Source organism: Muricoccus radiodurans (assembly GCF_050154705.1).
Taxonomy (GTDB): Bacteria; Pseudomonadota; Alphaproteobacteria; order Acetobacterales; family Acetobacteraceae; genus Roseomonas; species Roseomonas radiodurans.
In genome coordinates, this window is sequence record NZ_CP189561.1 from 4,389,519 (window position 1) to 4,413,724 (window position 24,206).

The window sequence follows — 24,206 nt, forward strand, 5'->3', positions numbered from 1 at the left end:
CGCCCTGGACCCGCGTCGAGTAAGAGACCGCGGGGTCCGGGAGGCGGAGCCTCCGGCGCCGCCGTGGAGCGATCAGCCGAAGGGCAGCCCCGGCCGCGTCACCCGGCCCCGCGCCTCCACCACGCCGGCCGCGACCGGGTCCCAGCGCCAGGGGCTGCGCGGCCCGATCGCCACGCCGCCGAGGAAGTGCGGCGGCGGGGTGAAGCGCGCCTCCCCCGCCAGGATCGCCTGACCGCGGGGCGAGAGCCCGTGTGGCGGGTCGCGGGTGATCAGGCGGCGCGTCCCGGCGCGCAGGCGATGCAGGACGTCCGCCACGATCAGGTCGGTCACGTGGAAGACCGGGTCGGCGCCGCGCAGGGCGCGTAAGAGGGCATCGGTGTCCGTCGCCCCCTCGGCCACGGCGCGCAGCAGCGCGCGCTCGGTCATTCCCAGCCCGTCCGTCGTCCAGGGCAGGTCCTGCAGGTGGCGCCGCAGTGCGCGCGCGAGGTGCGGCAAGGGCTGGGACCGGCGCGACAGCCGGTCGAGCGCCGACGGGTCGGGATCGGCGAAGGCGCGCCAGGCCGCGGCCGCGGCCTCCACCGCGGACCAGGGCAGGGGGACGGGATCAAGCGCGTCCAACTCGGCCTGCGGCAGCTCCGGGAAGGGGCGCACCCCATCGGCGGGCATCAGGAACAGCCGCCCGGCCAGGGCGGGCCACTCCGCCAACAGGGAGAGGACGCGGATCAGCGCCGCCTGGTCCCAGAGGTCGTGCTCGAACCACAGCAGCACGCGGTCGAAGCGCGGCAGGTCGCGCAGGGCGGTGTATTCGGCGCCCAGACGCGCCCGCACGGCACCGACGTCGTGCCCGTAATGCGCCGCGACGAAGCCGGCGCGCTGCGAGATATAAGCCGGGAGCGATGGCTCCCCGACCGGGCCCTGGCAGACGGGATCGGCGATGGGGAAGAAGGTGCCGGGCACCCGCCCCCGCAGGTCGTCGCCGCAGCGGATGGAGGCGATGGACTCCGTCACGCCGCCACCTCCAGGGCCCGCCGGGCGAGGACACCGGGGTGACGCCGGGCCGCCCAGGCCGCGAGCACCCGCTCCGCGTTCGCCTCGGGATGGTCCGTCGAGTCCACCTCGAGGTCGTAGGGGATCAGCGCGTGGACGGTCGCCGCGTCGCGCCGCGCGTCGCCGGGCCGGCGGTCGCCCCGCGCCTGCTCCCGCCGCTCCAGCTCGTCCAGGGGACAGCGGAGGCCGACGAGGAAGCTGTCATGCGGGGCGAGGAGGGAGGCCAGCTCGTCCGCTTCCTCCGCCGTCTCGATCACGTGGTCCACGACGAGGTCCACGCCCGCCGCGAGCATCGCGGCCAGGGAGGCGCGGTAACCCTCGAAGAGGCGCGGCCGCAGGGCGGCCTAGGCGAAGGCGCCGTCGCGCCGCGCCGGCAGCACGCCCGGCCCGAAGAGGAAGAGGTCGAGCGACAGGCGGATGAGCGGGATCTCGGCCCGTGCCTGGATCGCGAGAGCGAGGGTGGACTTCCCCGCGCTCGACGGGCCGTGGAGGAGGATGAGGCGTCCCGTCATGCTGCCTTGATGGTCCCGGGATGGGGGAGGGCGTGGTGCCCGATGTCGCGGCGGCAGAAGCCGTCCGCCCAGTCCACCGCCGCCACGGCGCAATAGGCCGCATCCCGCGCCGCCGCGAGGTCCGGCCCGCGCGCGGCGATGCCGAGCACCCGGCCCCCGGACGCGACGATCCCGCCTTCTGGCCCGCGCGCCGTGCCGGCCTGGAATACCGTCACCCCAGGCACGGCCCCGGCGGCGTCCAACCCCCGGATCGCACCGCCCTTCGCGGGCGTGCCGGGATAGCCGCGCGCGGCCATGACGACGACGAGGGACGGCTCCGCCGACCAGCCCAGCGAGACCTCCGACAGCCGCCCGGTGCAGGCGGCGTGCAGGGCGGCGAGCAGGTCGCCCTCCAGCCGGAGCATCAGGGCCTGGCACTCGGGATCGCCGAAGCGGACGTTGAACTCGATGAGCCTCGGGCCGGCGTCCGTGATCATCAGCCCGGCGAAGATCACGCCGCGGAAGGGCGTGCCCCGCCGCACCATCTCGGCCAGGGTGGGGCGGATGATGCGGGCCATCACCTCCTCCCGCAGCGCCTCGGTGAAGACGGACGGGGGGGAATAGGCGCCCATGCCGCCGGTGTTCGGGCCGGTGTCGCCGTCGCCCACGCGCTTGTGGTCCTGCGCGGCGGCGAGCGGCAGAGCGTCCGTGCCATCGCAGAGGGCGAAGAAGGATACCTCCTGGCCCACCAGGCATTCCTCGATCACCACCTCGGCGCCGGAGGCGCCGTGGACGCGGCTCTCCATGATGTCGGCGATGGCGGCCTCGGCCTCGTCCACCGTGGCGGCGACGACCACGCCCTTGCCGGCCGCCAAGCCATCCGCCTTCACCACGATCGGTGCGCCGGTCCGGCGGATGTAGGCGCGCGCGGCAGAGGGATCGGTGAAGCGGGCCCAGGCGGCGCCGGGCACGCCGGCGGCATCCGCCACCTCCCGGGTAAAGGCCTTGCTGCCCTCCAGCCGGGCGGCGGCGGCGCTGGGACCGAAGCAGGCGATCCCGGCCGCGGCACAGGCGTCCGCGAGGCCGATGGTCAGCGGCGCCTCCGGCCCCGCGACCACCAGGTCCACCGCCTGCTCCCGCGCGAAGGCGACGAGGGCGGGGATGTCCTCCGCCCCGATCGGCACGCACTCCGCGTGCTGGGCGATGCCGGGGTTGCCGGGGGCGCACCAGAGCCGGGTCAGCAGGGGGCTCCCCGCGATGCGCCAGGCCAGGGCGTGCTCCCGCCCGCCGCCGCCGACCAACAGGACCTTCATGCCCGCCCCCTCAACGCTCGCGGCCGGGTTATGGCGCGTTCCGGCGCCCGCGTCAGGCCGGGGCCGATTCGCCCCCTCGGCCGCCCCGCGGCATAATGCGGGGGATGTCCGAAGCCGCCTCCAACGTCCCGGAATTCTCCGTCTCCGAGATCTCCGGCGCCGTGAAGAAGACGCTGGAGGGCGCCTTCGGCCGGGTCCGCGTGCGCGGCGAGATCACGGAACTGAAGACCTATCCCTCCGGCCACGCCTACCTCACGCTGAAGGACGCGGCGGGCACGCTGCGCGGCATCATCTGGCGCGGCGCCCTGAAGGGTGGCTCCGTGAAGGCGGAGAACGGGGTGGAGGTGATCGCCACGGGCAAGATCACCGCCTCGGACAAGCGCTCGGACTACGCCCTCTCGATCGAGCGGCTGGAATATGCCGGGGAGGGCGCGCTGCTCGCCCGCATCGAGAAGCTGCGCCAGCGCCTCGGCGCGGAGGGCCTGTTCGACGAGGACCGCAAGCGCCGCCTGCCCTTCCTGCCCGAGGTCGTCGGCGTCATCACCAGCGAGAAGGGCGCGGTGCTGCACGACATCCGCACCACCATCGCGCGCCGCTTCCCGCGCTCCATCCTGCTGATCCCCGTGGCGGTGCAGGGCGCGGGCGCGGCGGAGCAGGTGGCGGCGGCCATCGCGACCATGGGCGGGCTGTCGCCGCTCGGGCGCGCCCGGCGGCCGGACGTGTTGATCGTCGCGCGCGGCGGCGGCTCGCTGGAGGACCTGATGGCCTTCAACGAGGAGATCGTGGTCCGCGCCGCCGCGGCCTGCCCCATCCCCCTGATCTCCGCCGTGGGGCACGAGACCGACACGACGCTGATCGACTTCGCCTCCGACCGCCGCGCCCCCACCCCCACCGCCGCGGCGGAGCTGGCCGTGCCGGCGCGGGAGGAGTTGCTGGCCGCCCTGGACCAGCGCGGCACCCGCCTGCACCGGGCCGGTCATTCCGTGATCGACCGCGCCCGGCTGCGCCTGCACCGCGCCGGCGCCGCCCTGCCGGACCTGCCCGCCACCCTGGCCGCCGCCCGGCAGCGGCTGGAGGACCGCGGCGCCCGGCTGGGCCTCGCCCCCCGCGCCCTGCTGTCCGCCAAGCGCCGGGCCTTCGAGGGGCTCGCCGCCCGCATCCCCCGCCCGCAGGAGGCGATCGCGGAGCGGCGCGGCGACCTGCGGCTGCTGGCCCTGCGCGCCACCAACGCGGCGGAGCGCGCCCTCGGGACGTATCGCCGCTCCCTGGCGCGGGTGCCGGACGCCGCGCCGCCGCTGCGCGCCCGGCTGCAGCGGGGCCAGGCAGCCCTGCACCGCGTCGCCGCCGCGCTGGACGCCGCCGGGCAGCGCCGGTTGAACGAGCGGGCGGCACGGCTCGCCCGCGTGCCCGACCCGACGCCCCTCGTCACCGGGCACCTCCGCGCCTGCCGCGCGACCCTGCAGGGCCTCTCCGCCCGGCTGGAGGGCGCCTCCTACCAGGCGCTGCTCGATCGCGGCTTCGCCCTGGTGCGGGACGCCGGCGGCCTCCCCGTGACCCGCGCCGAGGCCGTGGCACCCGGCGCCCGCCTGACCGTGCAGTTCGGCGACGGCGAGATCCGCGTGACCGACGATCGCGGGCGCCGTTCCAAGGCGAAGAGCGACCAGGGAAGCCTTCTTTGACCCACCGACTGCCCCGCCGCGCGGCCCTCGCCCTGCCCGCGCTGATCCTCGCCCGCCCTGCCCTGGCCCTGACCCTGCCGGAGCGGATTACCCAGGGCGCCCTGGTGATCGGCCGCGCCCCCGGCGCCCGCAGCGCGGGCTTCGAGGGCCGTACGCTGCGCGTCTCGCCGGAGGGCGTCTTCGCCTTCGGCCTCGGCCGCGACGCCGGGCCGGAAGCGACCCTCACCCTGACCAACCGCGACGGCCGCCCGGAGGTCCGGCGCATCGCGGTCGCCCCGCGTCACTGGGACATCCAGCGCCTGAACGGCCTGCCCGGCCGCATGGTCAGCCCCAACGCCGACGACATGAACCGCATCCGCGCGGAGCAGGAGCGCCTGAACGCTGCCCGCCGCACCGACACCCCCATCCCCCACTTCGCCGAGGGCTTCGCCTGGCCCGCCCAGGGCCGCATCTCCGGCGTCTATGGCAGCCAGCGGATCCTCAACGGCCAGCCCCGCGCGCCGCATCTCGGCCTGGACGTGGCGGTCGGCGTTGGCACGCCGCTGCTGGCCGCGGCCGGCGGGCGCGTGACCCTGGCGGAGGATCTCTACTTCACCGGCAACACCCTGCTCATCGAGCACGGCCACGGCGTCACCACCCTCTACGCCCACCTCTCCCGCATGGACGTGCGGGAGGGGCAGGAGGTCGGGCGCGGCCAGCCGATCGGGGCGACCGGCGCCACGGGACGCGTGACGGGGCCGCACCTGCATCTCGGGATGTTCTGGTTCGCCACCTCGGTGGACCCGCATCCCGTGCTGCCGGGTGGGCCGCAGCCCTAGGGGAAGTGCAGGGGGCTTTGCCCCCTGAACCCCGACCGGGGCCCTGACGAGGGCCCCGGACCCCGCGATCTCGAAAAAGCGAGAAGCGTTAACCAGGCCTTCAGCGCGTGTCCCGACAATCGGGAGATGCCGCCCGCCCTCTCTTCCGACCTTCTGCCCCTCGTCGCCGTCTTCCCGAGCGACGACGACGCCCTCGCCGCCATCCGCGAGACCTGCGCCGAGGTGATGCGATCTCCCGCCCCCGGCGTGGTGCTGCTCCGCCCCTTCCAGGGCCTGCGGGAACGGCTCTACGCCGCCGGCGCCGCCGTCGTCGTCTGCTGACGCAGGGCCGCGCCCCCGGAACCCGTCAGCAGCCGTGCCAGCCGCCGCCCGGCAGCGGCGCCAGTTCCAGGATGCCCAGCACCTCGCCGCCCGGCTGGATCACCGCGAGCGACCCCTCGGGAAAGGCGCGGCGGCCGACCGAGGCGCCCATCACCAGGATCAGCGGCGTCCGGTGCCCCACCAGCATCCGGTTCGTCCCCGCCGGCACGGGGGCGTCCAGCAGCTGCCGGTGTCCCGCCAGCACCGCGTCAACGCGGCCGTGGGCGTAGTCGTCGGCCAGCAGGTCGTCCGTCACGCGCACCCGGTCCGGGCCGAAGGCCGACTCCGCCGTGTCCCGGGCCCGGAACACCGGGCCGGCCAGAACCGGGACCGCCACCGGGATGCCCAGCTCTGTCAGCCGCCGCCCGACCGCCTCGGCCTGCGCCCGGCCCGCCGGAGAGATGTTCCGCTGCCCCGCCCGGTCCCCCACGGTGAAGGAGCGGTCGCAGGGCTCCCCGCGCGTGTCCGCGTGGCGCATGAAGAGCACGAGCCCGCCCGCCCGCAGCCGCGCCACCAGCGCCTCGCCCTCCGGCGTGCCGGGGCGGGTGGGCACCAGCTCCTGCGCGCCCGCCGTCCCGGCAACCGCGAGAAGCACGAAGGCGAGCAGGGCGCGTCGGATCATGCGGGGGAGATGGGGGACGGGTCGCGCCGCGGCCAGCCTTCCGCTAAGCCCCCGCCCCATGCGCTACATCTCCACCCGCGGCGGGGCCGCGCCCCGGGACTTCGAATCCGTTCTGCTGGCGGGGCTGGCCGAGGATGGCGGACTCTTCCTGCCGGAGACCTGGCCGCTGCTGCTGCCCGAGGACTGGCGCGCCCTGCACGGCCTTCCCTACCCGGACATGGCAGCCCGGGTGATCGCCCGCTTCACCGGCGATACCTTCACCGAATCCGAGCTGCTGGCCATGTGCCGCGACGCCTATGCCGGCTTCACCCACCCCGCCGTCGCGCCACTGGTGCAGCTGGATGAGCGGCGCTTCGCGCTGGAGCTGTTCCACGGCCCGACGCTCGCCTTCAAGGACTTCGCGCTGCAGCTGCTGGGGCGGATGTTCGACGCGGTGCTGGCGCGGCGCGGGGAGCGGATCACCATCGTCGGCGCCACCTCCGGCGACACGGGATCGGCCGCGATCGAGGCGTGCCGCGACCGCGCGAACCTCGACATCGTCATCCTGCATCCCGTCGGCCGCACGAGCGAGGTGCAGCGCCGGCAGATGACGACGGTGCTGTCGCCCAACGTGAAGAACATCGCGGTCCACGGCGACTTCGACACCTGCCAGGACCTGGTGAAGGCGATGTTCAACGACGCGCCCTTCCGCGCGGAGATGAACCTCTCGGCCGTGAACTCCATCAATTGGGCGCGGATCGCGGCGCAGATCCCCTACTACGTCGCCGCCGCGCTCGCCCTCGGCGCGCCGGAGCGGGAGGTGGCGGTGGCGGTGCCCACCGGCAATTTCGGCAACGTCTTCGCCGCCTGGGCCGCGCGCCGCATGGGCCTGCCGATCACGGAGCTGGTCATCGGCTCCAACCGCAACGACATCCTCGCACGCTGGCTGGCCTCCAACGACATGTCCGCCCGCCCGGTGGAGCCGAGCCTCTCGCCGAGCATGGACATCCAGGTCTCCTCCAACTTCGAACGGCTGCTCTTCGAGCTGCTGCACCGCGACCCCGCCGCGACGGCCGCCGCCATGCGCGCCTTCCGGGAGACCGGCCGCATGCCCGTGCCGGACGCCGCCTGGCGCGACGCGACGGCGCTGTTCCACGGCCACGCCGTGTCGGACGAGGAGACGGTGGAGGAGATGCGCCGCCTGCACGCGGGCGGATACCTCGCCGATCCCCACACCGCCGCCGGCACCGCCGCCAGCCGCGCCCACCCGCCGGCAGACCGGGCCGTGCCGATCATCGTCGCGGCCACCGCCCATCCCGCGAAGTTCCCGGACGCGGTGGAGAAGGCAACCGGGATGCGGCCGCCCCTGCCGCCGCACATGGCGGACCTCTACGGGCGAGAGGAGCGGTTCAGCGTGCTGGACAACGACCTTTCCGCCGTGGAGGGCGCGGTGCGGGCGCACGCCAGGCGGAACGCCCCCTGAACCCCTTCGCGGTGCTGGTGACGGGCTTCACGCTCAGCCAGTTCTTCCGCACCTTCCCCGCTGCCGTTGCCCCAGAGATGGCGGCGGACCTTCACACCGACGCCGCCGGGCTCGGCACCGCTGCGAGCCTCTTCTTCTTCGCCTTCGGGCTGGCGCAGGTGCCGATGGGCGCCGCGCTGGACCGGCTGGGCGCGGGGCGCGTGTCCGGCGCGGGGCTGCTCGTCTGCGCGGCGGGGACGGTGGGCATGATCCTCGCCCCCGGGCTGCCGCTGGCCATGGTGGCCTTCGCAACCCTCGGCCTCGGCTGCGCGCCGCTCTACATGGCGGTGCTGCACTGGCTGGCGCGGCATCGGCCGTCCGGGCGCTTCGTCCCGCTGGCTGCCCTGGCCGGGGTGCTCGGCATGACCGGCTCCCTCGTCGCGGCGGGACCGCTCGCCTGGGCCGCGGCCGGGATCGGCTGGCGCGGCGCGCTCGGGATCGCCGCCGCGCTCTCCGCCCTCTTCGCCCTGCTGGACCTCGCGCTCGTGCGGGACCACGGCGCCGCGGCCGGGGAGGGGCCGCGGGACATCCTGCGCGGCGTGGCGCGGGCCGCCGCGACGCGGGCCCTCTGGCCGCTGTTGCCCCTGTGCCTCGTCGCGGCCGGGGTCGGGCTCGCCTTCCGGACGGTCTGGACGGGGCCCTACCTGCTGGACGTCTTCGGCCTGGGGCCGGGACCCCGCGGCACGGCGGTCACAGTCGTCGCCCTCGGGGCCCTCGGCGGCATGATGCTCGCCAGCCCCCTGGCCCGCCGATTCGGCGCCCGGGGCGCGACCCTCGTGGTCTCGGTGCCGGTCGTCGCGGCCCTGCTCGTCCTCGCCCTGGCTCCGGCCGCGGATCCCTGGCTCTCGGTGGCCCTGCTGGCCCTCGCCGCGACCTATGGCTGCTCCCACACCTTCCTGATGGCGCAGGGCCGCGGCTTTCTGCCGGATGCACTGGTCGGGCGGGGGCTTGGGCTGCTGAACAGCCTTGTTTTCCTGGGGATCGGGCTGGTGAACGCCGGGATCGGGGCGGTGATCGGCGCCTGGGACGGGCCGCCTTCCGACCGCTACGGGGCCGCCTTCGCCGGCATGGCCCTGCTCGTCGCGCTCGCCCTGCCGCCCTACCTCCTGAGCCGCGACCCGCCCGCCCGGTGAGGGATGGGACCGCACCCGTCGCAGCCGGGCGCCGGACCCCCTACATTGGGCTTTCGACCCGACCCTTCCGCGAAAGCCCCGCGCCCCGCATGACCGAGCACACCCTGGCCGCCGACACCTCCACCGATCCCGGCGCCATCCGCCTCACCCGCCTCCCCTCCGGCCTCACCGTCGTCTCGGACACCATGGCCCGGGTCGAGACCGCCTCCATCGGCGCCTACGTCCATGCCGGCACGCGGGACGAGGAGGCGCCGGAGAACGGCGTCTCCCACTTCCTCGAGCACATGGCCTTCAAGGGCACCGCCCGGCGCGACGCCGCCTCCATCGCCCGGGAGATCGAGGCGGTCGGCGGCCACCTGAACGCCTACACCGCGCGGGAGACGACCGCCTACTACGCGAAGGTCCTGAAGGAGGACCTGCCGCTCGCGGCCGATATCCTCGGCGACATCCTGACCAACTCCACCTTCGTGCCGGAGGAGGTGGAGCGGGAGCGCGGCGTGATCCTGCAGGAGATCGGCCAGGCGAACGACACGCCCGACGACATCGTGTTCGACCATTTCCAAGACACGGCCTTCAAGGACCAGCCCATGGGCCGCCCGACCCTCGGCCCCGCCGAGGTGATCGAGAAGCTGCCGCGGGAGGCGCTGATGGGCTACATGCGCCGCCATTACGGCCCGTCCCGCATGGTGGTGGCCGCGGCCGGCGCGGTGAACCACGACGCGCTGGTGGAACTCGTCCGCCAGCACTTCGGCAACCTCCCCACCGCCGAGCAGCACGCCGCCGAGCCCGCCCGCTACACCGGCGGCGAGTTCCGGGAGGAGCGGGACCTCGACCAGGTGCATCTCGTGCTCGGCTTCCCCGGTCCCGCCTATGGCGACCCGATGCACTACCCGACGATGCTGATGTCCACGATCCTCGGCGGCGGCATGTCATCGCGGCTGTTCCAGGAGATCCGGGAGCGGCGCGGCCTCGTCTATTCCGTCTACTCCTTCCACTCGCCCTACCGGGATGGCGGCCTCTTCACCGTCTACGCCGGCACGGGGGAGGAGCAGGCGGCGGAACTGATGCCCGCGACGCTGGAGGAGCTGCGCCGCGTGCAGCACGACGTGACGGAGGAGGAGCTGGCCCGCGCCAAGGCCCAGCTCCGGGCCTCCGTGCTGATGAGCCTGGAATCCACGGGATCGCGCTGCGAGCAGCTCGCCCGGCAGCTCCAGGTCCACGGCCGCATCATCCCGGTGGAGGAGACGAAGGCGAAGATCGCCGCCGTCACCGTGGAGCAGGTCCAGGCGGCCGCCGCCCGCGCCTTCCGCGGCGCGCCGACCCTTGCCGCCCTCGGCCCCGCCGGCCGCGTGCCGCGCCTGCCCGAGATCGCGGAGAAGCTCGCGGCGTGAGCGACCTCTCGATGGACCCGCGCGAGCGCTTGGCGGAACTCGTCGCCGCGGCGCGGCGGGCGGGCGCGGACGCGGCGGACGCGCTGCTGGCCTCTGGCGCCTCCCTCTCCGTCGCCATGCGGCTGGGGGAGGTGGAGCATGTCGAGCGGTCGGAGGACGTGGACATCGGCCTGCGCGTCTTCCTCGGGAAGCGTCAGGCGATCGTCTCCACCACCGATCCGGACCCGCGCGGCTTCGCGGCCCTGGCGGAGCGGGCCGTCGCCATGGCCCGCGCCGTGCCGGAGGACCCGTTCGGCGGCCTGCCGGACTCCGTGCCGCCCCTGCCCGCGACCGACCTGGACCTGGATGACGGGCAGGAGCCCGACGTCGCCGCGCTGACCGAGCGCGCCCGGACCGCCGAGGACGCCGCCCGCGCCGTGCCCGGCATCACCAACTCCGAGGGGGCGGAGGCCGGCTGGCGCCGGACGCGGATCGCCCTCGTCGCCTCGAACGGCTTCGCGGGCGGCTACATCAGGCGGAACCACTCCCTCTCCGTCACGGCCCTGGCGGGGCAGGGGACGGGGATGGAGCGGGACTACGAGTACGCCTCCGCGGTTCACCTCGCGGATCTCGACGATCCCGCGACCCTCGGCCACCGGGCGGCGGAGAAGGCGGTGCTTCGCCTGAACCCGACCCGGCCGCGCACCGCCCGCATCCCCGTGGTCTATGACCCGCGCGTGTCGAACTCGCTGGTCGGGCACCTGACGGGGGCGGTGAACGGCGCCTCGGTCGCGCGCGGCACCACCTTCCTGCGGGACCGGCTGGGACAGGCGGTCATGGCCCCCGGACTGACGCTGCGGGACGACCCGCTGCGCCCGCGCGGCCTGCGGTCCCGCCCCTTCGACGCCGAGGGGATGCCCGGGCAGCCCCGCGCGGTCGTGCAGGACGGGGTGCTGACCACCTGGATCCTCGACTGGCGCTCGGCCCGGCAGCTCGGGCTGGCCTCCACCGGCCATGCCAGCCGCGGGGTGTCCGGCCCGCCCTCCCCGGCGACGACGAATCTCTGGCTGGAGCCGGGGACCCGCACGCCGGCGGAGCTGATGGCCGATATCGCGGAGGGGCTCTACGTCACCGAGATGATCGGGTCCGGCGTCAACGGCCTGACCGGCGACTACTCCCGCGGCGCCACCGGCTTCATGATCCGGAACGGCGCCCTGGCGGAGCCGGTGTCCGGCATCACCATCGCCGGGAACCTGAAGGACATGTTCCTGCACATGACCCCGGCGAACGACCTGCGCTTCCGCTACGGCACCAACGCGCCGACGATCCGGGTGGAGGGGTTGACGCTCGCAGGGGCGTGAGGCCGTCTTGGCGGGCGCGGCCGCTTGAGGTCGCGCCTGATCCAGGAGGAACGGTGTGTCCCTGAAGCTCTACGGTGTCCTGCGCTCTCGCGCCTCGCGCCCCGTCTGGCTTCTGAAGGAGTTGGGCGTGCCCTATGAGCGCGTGCCGGTCCTCCAGGCCAGCCGCGTGCCCGACCCGGCCGCGCCGGACGCGCCGCTGAACACCGCCTCCGCCGCGTTCCGCGCGATCAACCCGAACGGGATGATCCCCACGCTGGTGGATGACGAACTGGTGCTGCACGAATCCCTGGCGATCACGCTCCACCTCGCGCGCAAGCATGGCGGGCCGCTGGCGCCGGCCAGCGCGGCCGAGGACTCGCTGATGACGATGTGGACCCTGTGGGCCGCGACGAACGCGGAGCCGCACACCATCCTGATCGTCTATTACGGCCCCACCGGCTCCAAGGGCCCGGACGAGGACATCGCGGGGCCCGCCATGAACGCGCTGCGGCAGCCTTTCGCCGTGCTGGAGCAGGCGCTGCGGGAGGGGGGCGGCTTCCTCGTCGGCGGGCGGTTCACGGTGGCGGACCTGAACGTGGCGGAGGTGATGCGCTACGCGCAGCCCGCGAAGGAGCTGTTCGACGCGCACCCGGCCGTGGGGACCTGGATCAACACCTGCCAGTCGCGCGAGGCCTACAAGGCGATGATGGCGGAGCGGAGCGCGGAACCGCTCTGACCGCGTCGGCGCCACCGCGCCGGAGGCGCGTTTGCCGCCCTGATGCTGTGGCCGGTTGCCGGGCTCGGCGGCCGGTCGCACCATCCGTTCGACCCCGTCCCTGATCGGAACGCCACATGGGCCAGACCCGCACCCTCATCGCCTCGCACCGGGGCGGCACCTATCTCTGGCCGGAGAACAGCCCGACCGCCTTCCGGGAGACGGCGAAGCTGGCGGTGGAGCAGGTGGAATTCGACGTGCACCTGTCCGCCGACGACGCCTGCGTGGTGATCCACGACGCCACGCTGGACCGCACGACGGAAGCGCGCGGCCCGGTCCGGGCGCGGAGCCTGACGGAGCTGCGGGGCATCCGCCTGCGCGGCGGCCATGGCGAGACGATCCCGACGCTGGAGGAGGTGGCGGCGATCTACCGCGACACCCCCATCACCCTGCGGCTGGAGATCAAGGCGGATGCGGAGCGCCGCCTGTATCCCGGCATCGCGCCGCGCGTGCTGGCGGTGCTGCGGGAGGCGGGGATGCTGGAGCGCAGCGTCATCACCTCCTTTCAGGCGCCGATGATCACGGAGGTTCGGGCGGCGGGCTTCACCGGGCGGATGGTGTGGCTCTGCGCGCTCCCGGTCTGGCACGACATCGGGCTGAAGGGTGCGATGGGCGTCTGCAAGGGCCGGAAGGCGGAGGGGCTGGGGCTGCACCACAGCATCCTGGACGCCTCGGTACTGGAGGCCGTGCGGGCGGAGGGGCTCTCGCCCGGGGCCTGGGGGCTGAAGGACCGCGAGGACATCCGGCGCGTGCTGGATCTCGGCGTGGACGTGTTCACCAGCGACGATCCCGTGGCCGCGCTGGAGATGCGCGGCTGACGGCTCTGCCGCGATGATGTGGGGGAACATCGCACCTCCCCCGCTTTGCTCCGTGTCAGCCGGTGAAGGATGGCGGAGATGGATGCTCCCGGATCCAACTTCCGCGGCAGGCTGATAAGAAGAGAAGGGGGGCGGGGGAATTCCTTCCCCCCGGCCTTTCCAGAGCGCCCTAACGGATGATGCGGAGATTCGCGAGCTGCTGCCCGATCTGCTGGAAGGCGGGGCGGAGCTGGGTGGGCTGGGAGACGAGGAAGAAGTTCGTCGTGGCGGACGCGCAGTTCCGGTAGAGGGTCTGCGTGCTGGAATCGACCGCGCCGCCGGTGTTCAGCACCACCGTGTAGATCGTGATCCCCGCCGCCTTGATGCGGGTGCAGAGCGTCGCCATCCGGCTATCGATCGCGGAGGGGCTGACGCGGTTGTCGCTGGGCCGTCCATAGCCCGTGTAGTCCGCGTTGTTCGCGATGGGCGGGGCGCCGGATCGCGCGCCCACGAGCAGGTTGCCGATCGGGCAGCCCTCGGGCTGGAGGAATTGTGCCGGTCCCGGCGGCGACGTGCCGGACGCCGCGGTCGGGAAGGACCGGAGGTCGGCGATGATCGAGGCGTGGCAATCGCCGGGATAGCCGTGGGGGGAGTCGTACCAGTTGTTGTTGCCATCGGTCATCATGACGATGGCCTTGCGCATGTAGCGGGTGTTGTAATCGAGCGGCAGCGGCGTGACCTGGCCCACGGGCGCCGGCCCGAGGTTCCAGGCCGACCGCCAGCGGGGCGAGAGGGTGAACCAGCCGCCGAGCAGGCCGAGATTGCCCATCGTCCCGCCGCGGAAGGTCGGGCGCAGGGCGGAGATGGTGGCGAGCACCGTCGCCTTGTCGGCGGTCAGCGGCAGCACCGGCACCTGCGGGCAGCCGACATTCGGGCCAACCTGCTGGTTGCCGCGCCAGAGCTGGTAGTCCTCCGTGATCGCGTTCTGGCCGAAGGTGTTGGAGCGCCAGAGGATCCGCACCCAGTCATTGTCCCCGGCCGTGGAAACGAGGCCCAGCGGCAGGCCGAGGAGCGTGTACTGGTCGTAGGTGGACCGGTAGAGGAAGGGGCGGAAGGCGACGTCCGACGGGGCGTAGTCCACCATGTCGCCGTCCGCGGGCGCGCCCGCATAGCCCACCCGCGCCTCCACGCAGCCGCGCCAGGTGGTGGGGGCGAAGTCGCCGGAAAGGTTAGCGCGGGAGGTGGCGTCGAGGAAGGCGCTGCGGCCCGGGCCGATGTTGATCGTCGTCGTGTAGGGCACGACGGAGACCCAGAGATTCGGCACGGTCGTCCGGTCCCCGTAAAGGGTGTTCACGAGGTCGGCGGCGGCCAGCCGCAGCAGGTCCATGTTGCTCGACCGGCCCGTGACGGTCTGGGTGAGCGACGTGGGCAGGGTGGTGAACCCGCAATTCGCCCCCGTGCGGTCGGAGGGGGTGGAGCAGCCCGTGTCCATCGAGCCGGTGACATCGAGCACGAGCGCGAGTTCCAGCCCCTGGTCCGCGCGCCGGGCCTGGGACGTGCCGGAGACCGTGATGTCGGTCCAGCCGATCAGGCGGGTGAAGTAGGCGGGGATGGTCGCGGTGGCCGCGATCTGCACGGAGTCCGTGCCGACGAGCACGGGCTGCTGGAAGGTCGCGACGGAGTTGAGGAAGCCGGTGCGCGCCGTCCCGATCGGCGCACCCGCGGCACCGCCGGGCGGGGTGAAGTTCGCCCAGAACACGCCCGCGGCCTCGGCGTTGCGGGCGGCGGCGGTGCTGCCGATGTTGCGCGCCATCGCGATCGCCGCGGCGTCGAGCGCGGTGTAGAGCCGGGATTGCAGAGCCCAGGCCCGCGCGGCGTCCGTCGCGACGCCGGCCATGGCGACGAGCGGCACGGAGAGGAGCGCGGTCATCACCGCGACGTTGCCGCGGTGGCCGAGGCGGGCGCGTGCCTCCGGGGAGAGGGAGAAGGAATTCTCCCTCTCCCCGGACCCCTCTCCCGCTTCTCTTCTTTTCAGGCTGCCGCGGTATTCGGAGCCGGGAGAGCCCATGTCCGGACGCCGCGGCAGCCCGATCGAAAAAGATGAGAGGGGGGGCGGGGGAGAGAATTCCTTCTCTCCCCCGGGCAAGCCATCCGGGATCACGGGCACCCCCCGGTGAGCGTTCCCGCCTCCGTCGCGCGCGGGCGTGCGATGGCGTAGGCGCGCAGCGGCCGCGGGCCGGCGGTGCCGAAGAAGGCCGTTCCGGCCATGACCATCCAGGGGGCCGTGTCGTTCACGATCTCCACCACCACGACGCTTTCCCCGGTGGGAAGGACGAAGCCGCCGGGGATGCTGGCCGTGCCCGCCACGCGGGGCGCCAGCCCGGCATCGCCGCGGGAGCAGGTCCAGGCGACGACGTTGCTGCCGGACGGGCTGGAGATCGCGCTGATGACCGTGCGCGCCGCCGTCATGGAGGGGCCGGTGTTCCAGGCGATGTAGGGATCGGCCACGGCGCGCGCGGCCTCGAACAGTCCCGACACGGCGGTCGTGTTCATCACCTCCAGACGGGAGGCGGCGGAGGCGGCGCTGCTCGCGGCCTGCTCCAACCGGTACCAGGTGCGGAGATAGCCCACCGCCTCGGCCGTCGCGACGAAGAGGATGAGGAGGAAGGGCAGGAGAAGGGCGAACTCCACCGCCGCGCTGCCCGAGCGGATGCCGCGCCGCCCAGCCCTAGTTGGCGGGATAGGGCTCATTCTGCGCGATCACGACCGAGCGGTAGTTCAGCCAGCCATTGGGGAGGAGGCTGGCGGTCAGCGGCGTCAGGGGGCGCGACTGGTAGGTGACGACGTAGCGCACCACCTCGTCCGGCCCACCGAGGCCGGGCGTGCCCGCCGTGGCGAGCGCCGCGTAGCTGGAGAAGGCGGTGGGCGTGACGCTGAGGCGGGAGGGATCGAGCGGCAGGCCGGAGGAGGTCACGACGAGCTGCGCGAATTGCTGGGCCCGCGTCAGCCCTTCCGGCGCATCGGCGCCGATGGAGACCCAGCGCGCGCCCCGACGGGCCCCGTGATCCACGCCGACGGCCACCGCGAACTGCCAGCCCGTCTCCAGCAAGACCAGGAGGAGGAGGAAGAAGGTGGGCAGGATCAACGCGTGCTCGACCGCGCTCGTGCCCCGCCGGTCGCACAGCAGCCTCACCATGAGCGCAGCACGTCGATGACGGCGGGACCGGCGGTCACGATCAGCAGCACGGGCAGGATGAAGGCGATCATCGGCAGGGTCAGAAGCACCGGCAGCCGTGCGGCCTTCGCCTCGAAGCGCGTCATCTGCTCGCCGCGCATCTCGTTGGACAGGGTGCGCAGCGCCTGGACGAGCGGCGTGCCGAAGCGGACCGATTGCGAGAGGGTGACGGCCACCCGGCGCAGCGAGTCCAGCCCGGTGCGCTGCGCCATGCCGAGCAGCGCGGCGCGGCGGTCCGGGAGGATCCGCATCTCGCTGTTGCAGAGGGAGAACTCGGTCGCGATGGCCGGGCTGGCGGTGCGGATCTCCGTCGCGACGCGGTCCATCGTGCCCTCGAGCGCGAGGCCGGCCTCGGCGCAGATGACCATCAGGTCGAGCGCGTCGGGCAGGGTGCGCTCGATCTCCGCGATGTAGCGTCGGCGGAGGCGGCCCGCGACGAAGTCCGGCCCGAGCATCCCGAGGATGCCGGCCGGCGGCAGGATGTAGAGCGAGAGGCCGGCATGGCCGGTGAGGAGGAGAGTGATCCAGGCGAGCAGGGGCAGCCCCGCGATGGCCGCGACCTTCGCGCCGACGAAGATGCCGAGCGCGCGGTCGCTGCGGAAGCCGGCGCTCTGCAGCGTCTGCTCCAGCTCCTGCACGGTCTTGGCGGAGAGCACGCCGCTGCCGGTCAGCGCCGCGCCGAGGCGGCCGAGCAGGCGGAGCAGCCGCTCCCTCGGGGTGGCGTAGCTGCCCACCTGGTCCACGCCCGTGTCCTGCTGCACGAGAAGGAGCCGCGCGCCCAGCCGCGCTTCCCGCCGCATGGTGACGAAGAGGAAGGCCGCGAGGAGGAGGAGGAGCCCGGCGAGGCCCGCCAGGAGCGGCAGCATGGCCGGCTTCATCGGACGGTCCTCACGACGACAGGGCCCGCCGGATGATGAAGCGCATGGTCAGCATTCCCATCGTGAGCATCCCCGCGGCGGCAGCGAGGGCGATCTTGCCGTTCTGCGTGGTCAGCAGCAGCGCGGCATAGGAGGGGTTCACCACGAAGAGCAGGCCGCAGGTGAAGAAGGGGAGGGAGGCGAGGATGAGCGCGCTCGTCCGCGCTTCCGACGCGAGGGCGTAGCCGCGCTCCCGCAGGGCGACGCGCTTGCGGATGACCTCCGCGAGGTTGTCCAGCGTTTCAGCCAGGCCACCGCCGGTGCGGGCCTGGAGGGCGAGGGCAGTGGCGAAGAAGCGGTATTCCGGCACGCCGGTGCGCATGGCGGTGTCGGCCAGCGCCTCGTCCAGCGGAACGCCGAGGACGAGGCGGTCGGCGATGGCCTGGAACTCGCCGCCCGTCGGGGCCTGCGCCTCCGCGGCAACCTGCCGGATGGCTTCCACCACGGGGATGCCGACGCGAACGGCGCGGGTGATCTGGGCCAGCGCATCCGGGAACTGGCGGAACAGCTTCTCCCGCCGACGCTTCTCCAGCATGGCGAAGATGCTGCGGGAGAGGAGCACGAAGACCACCACCGTGACCGGCAGGACGAGCGCGTCCGACAGCGCGTCCGCCACGACCCCGCCTGCGAGCCGCGCGGCGAGGAGGGTGGCGCCGAGGACGATGAACCAACGCAGGCTGTACTCGTCCAGCCGGCCGAGATCCATGCCGAGGATCGTCGCCACGCGCCCGAAAGCGGGATGGGCGAGGACGCGCCGCCACAGCATCGGCAGGACGGCCGGGGATTCGAGCTTCGCCGCGCGCTGGCCGTCGATCACCGACTCCACCCGGCGGATCCAGTCCTTCCGGCGGCGGGAGGCGGTCATCAGCAGCGCCGCCGCCACGATCAGGAGCAGCAGCACGGCGACGAGCGCGAGGGCAAGGGGCTTGAGGTGCATGGCCGCCGTCAGCCGGCGTCGTCCAGCGCCTGGGACCAGGCCCAGTCCTGGCCGAAATAGGCCAGGCGGTCGTGGAAGGCCGGGCGCGCGCGGCTGACCTTATAGCGCACCTTCAGCCGGTCGTTGATGCCGTCGCCCTCGTATTCGAGAGCGAAGATGTCGTGCAGGGAGAAGACGTCGCCCTCCATCCCGACCATCTCCGTCACCTGCAGCACGCGGCGCACGCCGTCCCGCTGGCGCTCCACCTGGACGATCAGGTCGATGGCGCTGGCGATCTGGGTGCGGATCGCCCTCGTCGGCAGGCCGAGATTGCCCATCATCACCATGTTCTCCACCCGCGACATGGCATCGCGGGAGGTGTTGGCGTGGATCGTGCTCATGCTCCCGTCATGACCGGTGTTCATGGCCTGGAGCATGTCGAAGGCCTCCGGCCCCCGGCACTCGCCGAGGATGATCCGATCGGGCCGCATCCGCAGCGCGTTGCGGACCAGGTCGCGCTGGGTGATCTCGCCCTTGCCCTCCAGGCTGGCGGGACGGGTCTCCAGGCGGACGACGTGTGGCTGCTGGAGCTGCAGCTCCGCGGCGTCCTCGACCGTCACGATGCGCTCGGTCGGGTCGATCATCTGGCTGAGCGCGTTCATCAGCGTCGTCTTGCCGGAGCCCGTGCCGCCGGAGACGAGGATGTTCAGCCGGCAGCGCGCCGCGACCTGGAGGACGCGGGCGATGGCGCGCGACATGGACCCGAAGGAGACGAGCTTCTCGAAGTCGATCTTGCGGCGGGAGAACTTGCGGATGGAGAGGCAGGGGCCGTCCAGCGCCAGCGGCGGGAAAATGATGTTCACGCGGCTGCCATCGGCCAGGCGCGCATCCACCATCGGGCTGGATTCATCGATCCGGCGGCCGATGGAGGAGGCGATGCGCTGGGAGATGTTCGCGAGGTGCTGCGAGTCCCGGAAGCGCACGTTGGACTGCACGAGCTTCCCGCGCTGCTCCACGAAGACGCGCTCCGGGCCGTTCACCATGATGTCGGTGATCGTCTCGTCTTCCAGCAGCGGCTCCAGCGGACCGAGGCCGAGCATGTCGTCCACGAGCTCCAGCGCGAGCTGCCGCTGCTCCCGCGCGTTGAGCTGGATGCGCTGCTCGTTCGCGATGTCGGCCAGCAGCCGCTCCACCTCCGCGGGCAGGCGCTCGGCCGGGATGGTGGCGACGATGCCCGGATCGAGTCGCGCGAGGCAGAGCGCGCGCAGCTCCGTCAGGGAGCCGGGCTGGAAGGGGCGGCCGGGGACCGGCCGCGCCTCCGGCGGCGGCTCCGACGGGGGCGGCGACTGAGGGGTCTCGATCTCGTGGCGGCGGCGGCCAAAGCTGGGGGCGAGGGTGGCAGCGCTCATCGGCGGAAGAGCCCGAACAGGCCGCGGCGCGGCGCGGTGGCGGTGACGATGCCCGCGGCAGCCTGCGCCAGGGCGGCGATGCCAGCGGCGAAAGCGCGATTCCCCTTCGCCGCGGGCTCGCCCATGGTGGCCGCGTCCTCTACCCCGGCGGGCAGGTCGGGCAGGAGGATGTCGGGCTCGATCCGCATCGTCTCGGACACGCGGGCGATCGGCAGGGCGCCGCGGCGGTTGTGGCGGTTCAGCACGATGATCGGCCGGTGCGCCTGGGCCGGGCCGGGCGGCATCTGGAGCAGGCGCAGAGCGTCCCGGATGCCGGCCAGGGTCGGCTCCATGACGATGACGCGCTGTTGCGCGGCGTCCAGGATCTCCCGCGTCATCGGGCCGGGCAGCAGCGGCGTGTCGGCGACGATCAGCGCGTAGCGCCGCCGCAGCATGGACAACAGGTGCGCGCAGGCGCCGGGCTGCTGCACCGGGTCCTTGCCGAGCGCCTCCTCGCTCGCGAGCGCGTGGAGCCGGTCGGACTGGACGATCGCGGAGCGCTCCACGAAGAGCTCGTCCACGCGCTCCGGGTGTTCCAGCGCCGTGCGCAGGCCGGTGCCGGCGGCGATGTTCAGGAGCAGCGGCACGCAGCCCCGGTGCAGGTCGGCGTCCAGCACGACGGTGTGGCGGTGCGCCACGTTCGCGAGGTGCCAGGTGAGGTTGACCGCGATGGTGGAGGCCCCGACCCCGCCGCGTGCCCCGGTGATGGAGATGAGCCGCCCGCCGCGCGCGCGGCCCAGCGCGTCCCGCCGGCGCGCGAGGTGGTGGCCGAAGGTCTCCGCCACCATCGCCGGCGTGACGGGCTTGTAGAGGTAGTCCGCGACGCCGAGGCCCTGCGTGACCTGTCGGTAGAAGGAGAGGTCCTGCCGGTCCCCGATGACGAAGACGCGCGCATCCGGCTCCACCACGCCGGCGAGGTCCTCCAGCGCCGCGAGGGGCTGCGGATGGCCGGAGACGTCCACGATGAGGGCGAGCGGCGTCGGGCTTTCCTGCAGCGTCGCGATGGCGCGGCGCACGTCGCCCTTGAGGAAGTCCGCGCTCGGCAGCGGCACGGCGCTCAGGCCATTGCGCACCGCCGCCTCGGTATCCGCGTCAGCGACGAAGCAGATCAGGGCCTTCCGGTCCGGCCGGGCGGAGGCGGCGTCGCCCTCCTCCCGCGCGGCCGCGCTCGCGCCGCTCATCAGGGCGTGCCGCCGGTGCCGAGGCGGACGATGCTGCTGTCCGGCAGGGCGCGCACGCGGTCCGTGCGCAGCCGCGCGACGGCGTCCGCGGCCTGCTGCCCGTCCGTCCCCACGGCGCCGGTCCCGCGGACGAGTTCCCGGGGCTGCGCGACCATGACGCGCAGGTTCCTCTCGTTGATGCCGGTCGGGCGCCAGCTGCCGGCACGGGTATAGGGGTCGAGATCCTCCGCGCAGGCGAGGAGGAGCAGGGGCAGGAGAGGGATGTGCCGGAGGGCCATCGCGATCAGTCCAGCACGTAGCCGGCCTGGCCGGGCGGGCGGGACCCGGCCACGCGCGGCCGGCCCTGCTGGCGGCCCTGCACCAGGCGCTCGGACTCGGTGGGTTGCAGGAAGCGGTCCGTCGGCGCGCGTAGCGCCACCGGGTCTCCGACGGGGGAGACGATGTAGGGCGTGATGATGATCACCAACTCCGTCTCGTTCCGCTGGTAGCGGTTGGAGCGGAAGAGCGGGCCGAGAATCGGGATCTCGCCCAGTACGGGCACGGCGCGGGAGAGGTTGCGGGAGCTGTCCTGCAACAGCCCCGCGATGGCGAAGGACTGGCCGCTGCCGAGCTCCACGGTCGTCTCCGCGCGCCGCACCGTCAGCGCCGGGATCTGGATGGAGGAGTTGCCGGCAGTCAGCCGCACCGCGCCCTGGTCGGACAGCTCGCTCACCTCCGGGCGGACGCGCAGGCTGATCCGGCCCTGGCTGAGCACGGTCGGGATGAAGGCGAGGGAGACGCCATACTGCCGGAACTGCACGGACACCACGTTGTCCCGCAGCGCCACAGGGATCGGGAACTCGCCGCCGACGAGGAAGGAGGCGGTCTGGCCGCTCATCGACGTCAGGTTCGGCTCGGCCAGGACGTTGATCAGCCGGTCCTGCGCGAGCGCGTCGATGAAGGCGTTGATGTCGGTCGAGCCGGAGGAGAAGCCGAGGGCGAGGCGGCTGGAGGGGGCGAGGGCGTCGGCGATGGCGTTCGGCGTGGCGAGCGAGACGGCGAAGCGGCCGACGGTGCCGATGGACTGCCAGTCCACGCCGAGCTGCCGCGTCACCTCGCGCGAGACCTCGGCGATGCGGACGCGCAGGCTCACCTGCACCTGCCCGAGCACGGTCAGGCGGTTGTCCACCACCTGCCCTTCGGTGACGTAGCCCTGGGCGATGGCGACGGCACGGTCCGCATCGGCGGCGGAGTTCGCCTCGCCCGAGAGCGCGATGCCGTTGCCGCGCGTCTCCGCCCGGATGCGGCCGCCGGGAATGAGGCGGTTGATCGTCGCCTGCGCCTCCCCCGCGCCATAGGCGGAGGGGCGGACGGTGATCTCGTACTGCGCCACCGGCGCGCCGCTGGAATCCAGCGCCGCGATCGTCGTGCGGCCGGGGGCGACGCCGAAGATGAAGAGGCTGGTGGGGCTGGCGGGGCGCACCTCCAGCACGCGCGGATCGGCGGCGAAGACGCTGGCGGCCGCCCGGCCGAGTTGCAGGATGCGGCCGCTGCCGGCCTCCAGCGCGATGGGCTGGCCGGCGCGCTGCGCCACGCTGCCGCGCTCGGTCATCGTGCGCATCGGGATGAGCGTCGGCGTCGCCCCGCTGCCCGTCCCGAGGTTCGGCGGCGCGACCCCCGGGATGGGCGGCAGCTCCGTCTGCGCCGCGGCGGGCCGCAGAAGGGCGGAGAGGGCCATCATGGCCAGGGCGACGGATCGCATCAGAAGCGGTACTCCTCGCGTCGGCTGCCGCCGAGGTAGATCTGGAGCGTCCGGGGCGGGGCCGAGTCCGCGCGGCCCTGCCGCAGCCCCGGCGAGACATCGCCGGCCCAGACCGGGCCCGATGGCGCGGGACCCGGCGGAACCGGGACCGACTGGTCCGATGCGCGGTTTGCCCGCGATGCGCGGGGCGCGAAGTCCATCGCGGGACGCGCCATCGCCTGCGGCCCGAACACGTCATCCCGCGCGCTGGCGGCGATCGCGTCCGCCGGCGCCGGGTCGGCGGCCGAGCGGAGCAGGAGCGACAGGCGGCCGAGGCGGGTCGCGACCGCCACCACCTCCGACTGCCGCGCCGTCAGCTCGAGCGTGACGGTGCGGGACTGCTGTCGGTTGGCGTCCGGCGCCTCGCCCACCGCGCCCTGGACGATGGCCTGGTCCACGGCGATCACGCGCACGTCGGTCAGCACCGTCTCGCCGAAAAGACGGCGATAGACGGGCACCGCCTCCTCGTTCATTTGCTGGGTGAGCAGCAGGTCCACGCGGTCCCCCGGCCAGATGAGGCCGGCAGCGCCGGTCGTGGCGTCCACGGAGACGGCGAAGGCGCGCATGTCGGGTGCCAGCACGGCGGCGAGGAAGCCGCGATCCCCGGGCCGCAGCACGTCGTGCGGGCGGATCGGGTCGCCCTGCGGCAGGGTGCGGCGGGCCATCGCGCCCGTCATCTCCTCCCGCGCCTCGCGGCTGTCGCGCACGGCACCGAAGGGGGCGGAGGGGATCTCCATCTCGACCGTGCCGAGATCCTCGGCGCGGAGCAGGGCGCCGGCGCGGACGGGACGTGCGGCGACGAGGAAGGCCGCGCGCGGCACCTCGGGCGGCGCCTCCGCCACGGGCGGGGGCTCGGGCGTCATGCTGATCCAGGCGACGCCGCCGACGGCCACGGCCGCGAGGAGCATGAAGACGAGAAGGACGGCCCGCATCGCGCGTCAGCTCCGATCCAGGAGGGTGAGGGCGGTGCCGGCGCCGATGGCCAACGCGTAGGGCAGCGGGCCGCCGCGCCCGATCCGGCGCAGCTCCGCCCGCCAGACGCGGGCGGGAAGGCTCGCAGCGCGGCCGGGGATGGCGGGCGGCCAGCGCCGCCCGAGAAGATAGGGCAGGGTGAGGAGCCCACCGGCCAGCGCCGTGCCGACCAGCAGCAGCGGCACCCGCGCCGCACCGGCGAGGAGCGCGCAGGCCGCGAGGAGCTTCACGTCGCCACCGCCCAGCGCGCCGGACCGCCACGCGACGGCGGCGCCGAGGAGGACGAGCGCTGCGACGAGGAGGCTGCCGCCGAGATCGCCGGCCAGGAACTGCGCCGCGGCCCCGCCGAGCGCGAGCAGGGCGGCGATGCCGTCGGGCAGGGTGCGCGTGGCGACGTCGTGCCAGCAGGCGAGGAGGAGGGCGCCGGCCGCGCCCGAGAGGAGGAGCGTCTCGATCCCTGCGATGGCCACGATCAGCGCCCCCTTCCTGGCGTTGCTGCCGACGACCGACC

Annotated in this window: 23 protein-coding genes and 1 pseudogene; 9 read left to right on the forward strand and 15 right to left on the reverse strand. The window is 73.7% G+C overall.

The features are described 5' to 3' along the window. Positions 1 to 72 precede the first annotated feature (72 nt). The 3 genes and pseudogenes from ACP6CK_RS20610 to purD form a co-directional block, all read right to left on the reverse strand. A complete protein-coding gene (locus tag ACP6CK_RS20610) occupies positions 73 to 1,008 on the reverse strand; it encodes a hypothetical protein (RefSeq protein WP_426955182.1) in 936 nt (311 codons plus the stop codon). Continuing rightward, positions 1,005 to 1,559 (reverse strand): annotated as a pseudogene (locus ACP6CK_RS20615) (chloramphenicol phosphotransferase CPT family protein). Before ACP6CK_RS20615 ends, ACP6CK_RS20610 begins: the two are co-directional and overlap by 4 nt. Beyond that, a complete protein-coding gene (gene purD / locus ACP6CK_RS20620; protein ID WP_426955183.1) occupies positions 1,556 to 2,851 on the reverse strand; it encodes a phosphoribosylamine--glycine ligase in 1,296 nt (431 codons plus the stop codon). Before purD ends, ACP6CK_RS20615 begins: the two are co-directional and overlap by 4 nt. 104 nt (positions 2,852 to 2,955) lie before the next feature. On the opposite strand from purD, the gene xseA reads away from it, so the two are divergent. The 3 genes from xseA (at position 2,956) to ACP6CK_RS20635 (ending at position 5,669) form a co-directional block, all read left to right on the forward strand. After that, on the forward strand, positions 2,956 to 4,530 hold the full coding sequence (gene xseA, locus ACP6CK_RS20625) for an exodeoxyribonuclease VII large subunit (RefSeq protein WP_426955184.1): 1,575 nt from the start codon (positions 2,956 to 2,958) through the stop codon (positions 4,528 to 4,530). Further along, positions 4,527 to 5,348, forward strand: a complete 822-nt coding sequence (locus ACP6CK_RS20630; RefSeq protein WP_426955185.1) for a M23 family metallopeptidase — start codon at positions 4,527 to 4,529, stop codon at positions 5,346 to 5,348. The genes xseA and ACP6CK_RS20630 overlap by 4 nt, the downstream gene beginning before the upstream one ends. A gap of 126 nt (positions 5,349 to 5,474) precedes the next feature. Then, entirely contained in the window at positions 5,475 to 5,669 is a 195-nt protein-coding gene (locus tag ACP6CK_RS20635) for a hypothetical protein (protein ID WP_426955186.1), read from the forward strand. A gap of 25 nt (positions 5,670 to 5,694) precedes the next feature. On the opposite strand, the gene ACP6CK_RS20640 is transcribed toward ACP6CK_RS20635, so the two are convergent. Continuing rightward, positions 5,695 to 6,330, reverse strand: a complete 636-nt coding sequence (locus ACP6CK_RS20640) for a histidine phosphatase family protein (protein ID WP_426955187.1) — start codon at positions 6,328 to 6,330, stop codon at positions 5,695 to 5,697. Between the two features lie 58 nt (positions 6,331 to 6,388). Here ACP6CK_RS20640 and thrC point away from each other — a divergent pair, with 58 nt between their 5' ends. The 6 genes from thrC to ACP6CK_RS20670 all read left to right on the forward strand — a co-directional run bounded on the left by thrC (position 6,389) and on the right by ACP6CK_RS20670 (position 13,267). Further along, complete coding sequence (thrC, locus tag ACP6CK_RS20645; protein ID WP_426955188.1) at positions 6,389 to 7,792, forward strand: threonine synthase; 1,404 nt, start codon at positions 6,389 to 6,391, stop codon at positions 7,790 to 7,792. 11 nt (positions 7,793 to 7,803) lie between these two features. Beyond that, on the forward strand, positions 7,804 to 8,964 hold the full coding sequence (locus ACP6CK_RS20650) for an MFS transporter (RefSeq protein ID WP_426955189.1): 1,161 nt from the start codon (positions 7,804 to 7,806) through the stop codon (positions 8,962 to 8,964). 89 nt (positions 8,965 to 9,053) lie between these two features. Continuing rightward, positions 9,054 to 10,355, forward strand: coding sequence for a M16 family metallopeptidase (locus ACP6CK_RS20655; protein ID WP_426955190.1), 1,302 nt, complete (start codon positions 9,054 to 9,056; stop codon positions 10,353 to 10,355). A gap of 11 nt (positions 10,356 to 10,366) precedes the next feature. Continuing rightward, positions 10,367 to 11,695 (forward strand): TldD/PmbA family protein, encoded by a 1,329-nt coding sequence (locus tag ACP6CK_RS20660; protein ID WP_426959960.1) that lies wholly within the window; start codon positions 10,367 to 10,369, stop codon positions 11,693 to 11,695. A gap of 55 nt (positions 11,696 to 11,750) precedes the next feature. Next, on the forward strand, positions 11,751 to 12,410 hold the full coding sequence (locus ACP6CK_RS20665; protein WP_426955191.1) for a glutathione S-transferase family protein: 660 nt from the start codon (positions 11,751 to 11,753) through the stop codon (positions 12,408 to 12,410). A gap of 116 nt (positions 12,411 to 12,526) precedes the next feature. After that, positions 12,527 to 13,267 (forward strand): glycerophosphodiester phosphodiesterase family protein, encoded by a 741-nt coding sequence (locus ACP6CK_RS20670; protein ID WP_426955192.1) that lies wholly within the window; start codon positions 12,527 to 12,529, stop codon positions 13,265 to 13,267. Between the two features lie 169 nt (positions 13,268 to 13,436). Here ACP6CK_RS20670 and ACP6CK_RS20675 read toward each other — a convergent pair whose 3' ends face one another. The 11 genes from ACP6CK_RS20675 to ACP6CK_RS20725 all read right to left on the reverse strand — a co-directional run bounded on the left by ACP6CK_RS20675 (position 13,437) and on the right by ACP6CK_RS20725 (position 24,165). Beyond that, on the reverse strand, positions 13,437 to 15,314 hold the full coding sequence (locus ACP6CK_RS20675) for a pilus assembly protein TadG-related protein (protein WP_426955193.1): 1,878 nt from the start codon (positions 15,312 to 15,314) through the stop codon (positions 13,437 to 13,439). A gap of 89 nt (positions 15,315 to 15,403) precedes the next feature. Then, positions 15,404 to 15,997 (reverse strand): TadE/TadG family type IV pilus assembly protein, encoded by a 594-nt coding sequence (locus ACP6CK_RS20680; protein WP_426955194.1) that lies wholly within the window; start codon positions 15,995 to 15,997, stop codon positions 15,404 to 15,406. After that, positions 15,975 to 16,442 carry a TadE/TadG family type IV pilus assembly protein gene (locus tag ACP6CK_RS20685; RefSeq protein ID WP_426955195.1) on the reverse strand — a complete coding sequence of 156 codons (468 nt, stop codon included), beginning with the start codon at positions 16,440 to 16,442 and terminating at the stop codon, positions 15,975 to 15,977. Before ACP6CK_RS20685 ends, ACP6CK_RS20680 begins: the two co-directional genes overlap by 23 nt. Then, positions 16,436 to 17,359, reverse strand: a complete 924-nt coding sequence (locus tag ACP6CK_RS20690) for a type II secretion system F family protein (RefSeq protein WP_426955196.1) — start codon at positions 17,357 to 17,359, stop codon at positions 16,436 to 16,438. The genes ACP6CK_RS20685 and ACP6CK_RS20690 overlap by 7 nt, the downstream gene beginning before the upstream one ends. 10 nt (positions 17,360 to 17,369) lie before the next feature. Further along, positions 17,370 to 18,335, reverse strand: a complete 966-nt coding sequence (locus ACP6CK_RS20695) for a type II secretion system F family protein (protein WP_426955197.1) — start codon at positions 18,333 to 18,335, stop codon at positions 17,370 to 17,372. A gap of 8 nt (positions 18,336 to 18,343) precedes the next feature. Further along, positions 18,344 to 19,723, reverse strand: a complete 1,380-nt coding sequence (locus tag ACP6CK_RS20700) for a CpaF family protein (RefSeq protein ID WP_426955198.1) — start codon at positions 19,721 to 19,723, stop codon at positions 18,344 to 18,346. Continuing rightward, positions 19,720 to 20,943, reverse strand: coding sequence for an AAA family ATPase (locus ACP6CK_RS20705; RefSeq protein ID WP_426955199.1), 1,224 nt, complete (start codon positions 20,941 to 20,943; stop codon positions 19,720 to 19,722). Before ACP6CK_RS20705 ends, ACP6CK_RS20700 begins: the two co-directional genes overlap by 4 nt. After that, the gene (locus ACP6CK_RS20710; RefSeq protein WP_426955200.1) at positions 20,943 to 21,221 is read right to left on the reverse strand and encodes a hypothetical protein; all 279 of its coding nucleotides are present in this window, start codon (positions 21,219 to 21,221) and stop codon (positions 20,943 to 20,945) included. The genes ACP6CK_RS20705 and ACP6CK_RS20710 overlap by 1 nt, the downstream gene beginning before the upstream one ends. Positions 21,222 to 21,226: 5 nt before the next feature. Continuing rightward, positions 21,227 to 22,684 (reverse strand): type II and III secretion system protein family protein, encoded by a 1,458-nt coding sequence (locus ACP6CK_RS20715; protein ID WP_426955201.1) that lies wholly within the window; start codon positions 22,682 to 22,684, stop codon positions 21,227 to 21,229. After that, positions 22,684 to 23,655: a Flp pilus assembly protein CpaB gene (gene cpaB / locus ACP6CK_RS20720; protein ID WP_426955202.1), complete on the reverse strand. Its 972-nt coding sequence runs from the start codon at positions 23,653 to 23,655 to the stop codon at positions 22,684 to 22,686. Before cpaB ends, ACP6CK_RS20715 begins: the two co-directional genes overlap by 1 nt. A 6-nt stretch (positions 23,656 to 23,661) precedes the next feature. Beyond that, positions 23,662 to 24,165: a prepilin peptidase gene (locus ACP6CK_RS20725; protein ID WP_426955203.1), complete on the reverse strand. Its 504-nt coding sequence runs from the start codon at positions 24,163 to 24,165 to the stop codon at positions 23,662 to 23,664. Positions 24,166 to 24,206: the final 41 nt, after the last annotated feature.

Excerpts from the sequence above, each read along its gene's own strand:
- cpaB (WP_426955202.1), bottom strand. The coding sequence starts at position 23,655 with ATGCGGGCCGTCCTTCTCGTCTTCATGCTCCTCGCGGCCGTGGCCGTC.
- ACP6CK_RS20695 (WP_426955197.1), bottom strand. The coding sequence starts at position 18,335 with ATGCACCTCAAGCCCCTTGCCCTCGCGCTCGTCGCCGTGCTGCTGCTC.
- ACP6CK_RS20680 (WP_426955194.1), bottom strand. The coding sequence starts at position 15,997 with ATGAGCCCTATCCCGCCAACTAGGGCTGGGCGGCGCGGCATCCGCTCG.
- ACP6CK_RS20690 (WP_426955196.1), bottom strand. The coding sequence starts at position 17,359 with ATGAAGCCGGCCATGCTGCCGCTCCTGGCGGGCCTCGCCGGGCTCCTC.
- ACP6CK_RS20675 (WP_426955193.1), bottom strand. The coding sequence starts at position 15,314 with ATGGGCTCTCCCGGCTCCGAATACCGCGGCAGCCTGAAAAGAAGAGAA.
- ACP6CK_RS20660 (WP_426959960.1), top strand. The coding sequence starts at position 10,367 with ATGGACCCGCGCGAGCGCTTGGCGGAACTCGTCGCCGCGGCGCGGCGG.
- ACP6CK_RS20655 (WP_426955190.1), top strand. The coding sequence starts at position 9,054 with ATGACCGAGCACACCCTGGCCGCCGACACCTCCACCGATCCCGGCGCC.
- ACP6CK_RS20685 (WP_426955195.1), bottom strand. The coding sequence starts at position 16,442 with ATGGTGAGGCTGCTGTGCGACCGGCGGGGCACGAGCGCGGTCGAGCAC.
- ACP6CK_RS20710 (WP_426955200.1), bottom strand. The coding sequence starts at position 21,221 with ATGGCCCTCCGGCACATCCCTCTCCTGCCCCTGCTCCTCCTCGCCTGC.
- ACP6CK_RS20705 (WP_426955199.1), bottom strand. The coding sequence starts at position 20,943 with ATGAGCGGCGCGAGCGCGGCCGCGCGGGAGGAGGGCGACGCCGCCTCC.
- purD (WP_426955183.1), bottom strand. The coding sequence starts at position 2,851 with ATGAAGGTCCTGTTGGTCGGCGGCGGCGGGCGGGAGCACGCCCTGGCC.
- ACP6CK_RS20670 (WP_426955192.1), top strand. The coding sequence starts at position 12,527 with ATGGGCCAGACCCGCACCCTCATCGCCTCGCACCGGGGCGGCACCTAT.
- thrC (WP_426955188.1), top strand. The coding sequence starts at position 6,389 with ATGCGCTACATCTCCACCCGCGGCGGGGCCGCGCCCCGGGACTTCGAA.
- ACP6CK_RS20640 (WP_426955187.1), bottom strand. The coding sequence starts at position 6,330 with ATGATCCGACGCGCCCTGCTCGCCTTCGTGCTTCTCGCGGTTGCCGGG.
- ACP6CK_RS20635 (WP_426955186.1), top strand. The coding sequence starts at position 5,475 with ATGCCGCCCGCCCTCTCTTCCGACCTTCTGCCCCTCGTCGCCGTCTTC.
- ACP6CK_RS20700 (WP_426955198.1), bottom strand. The coding sequence starts at position 19,723 with ATGAGCGCTGCCACCCTCGCCCCCAGCTTTGGCCGCCGCCGCCACGAG.
- xseA (WP_426955184.1), top strand. The coding sequence starts at position 2,956 with ATGTCCGAAGCCGCCTCCAACGTCCCGGAATTCTCCGTCTCCGAGATC.
- ACP6CK_RS20715 (WP_426955201.1), bottom strand. The coding sequence starts at position 22,684 with ATGCGATCCGTCGCCCTGGCCATGATGGCCCTCTCCGCCCTTCTGCGG.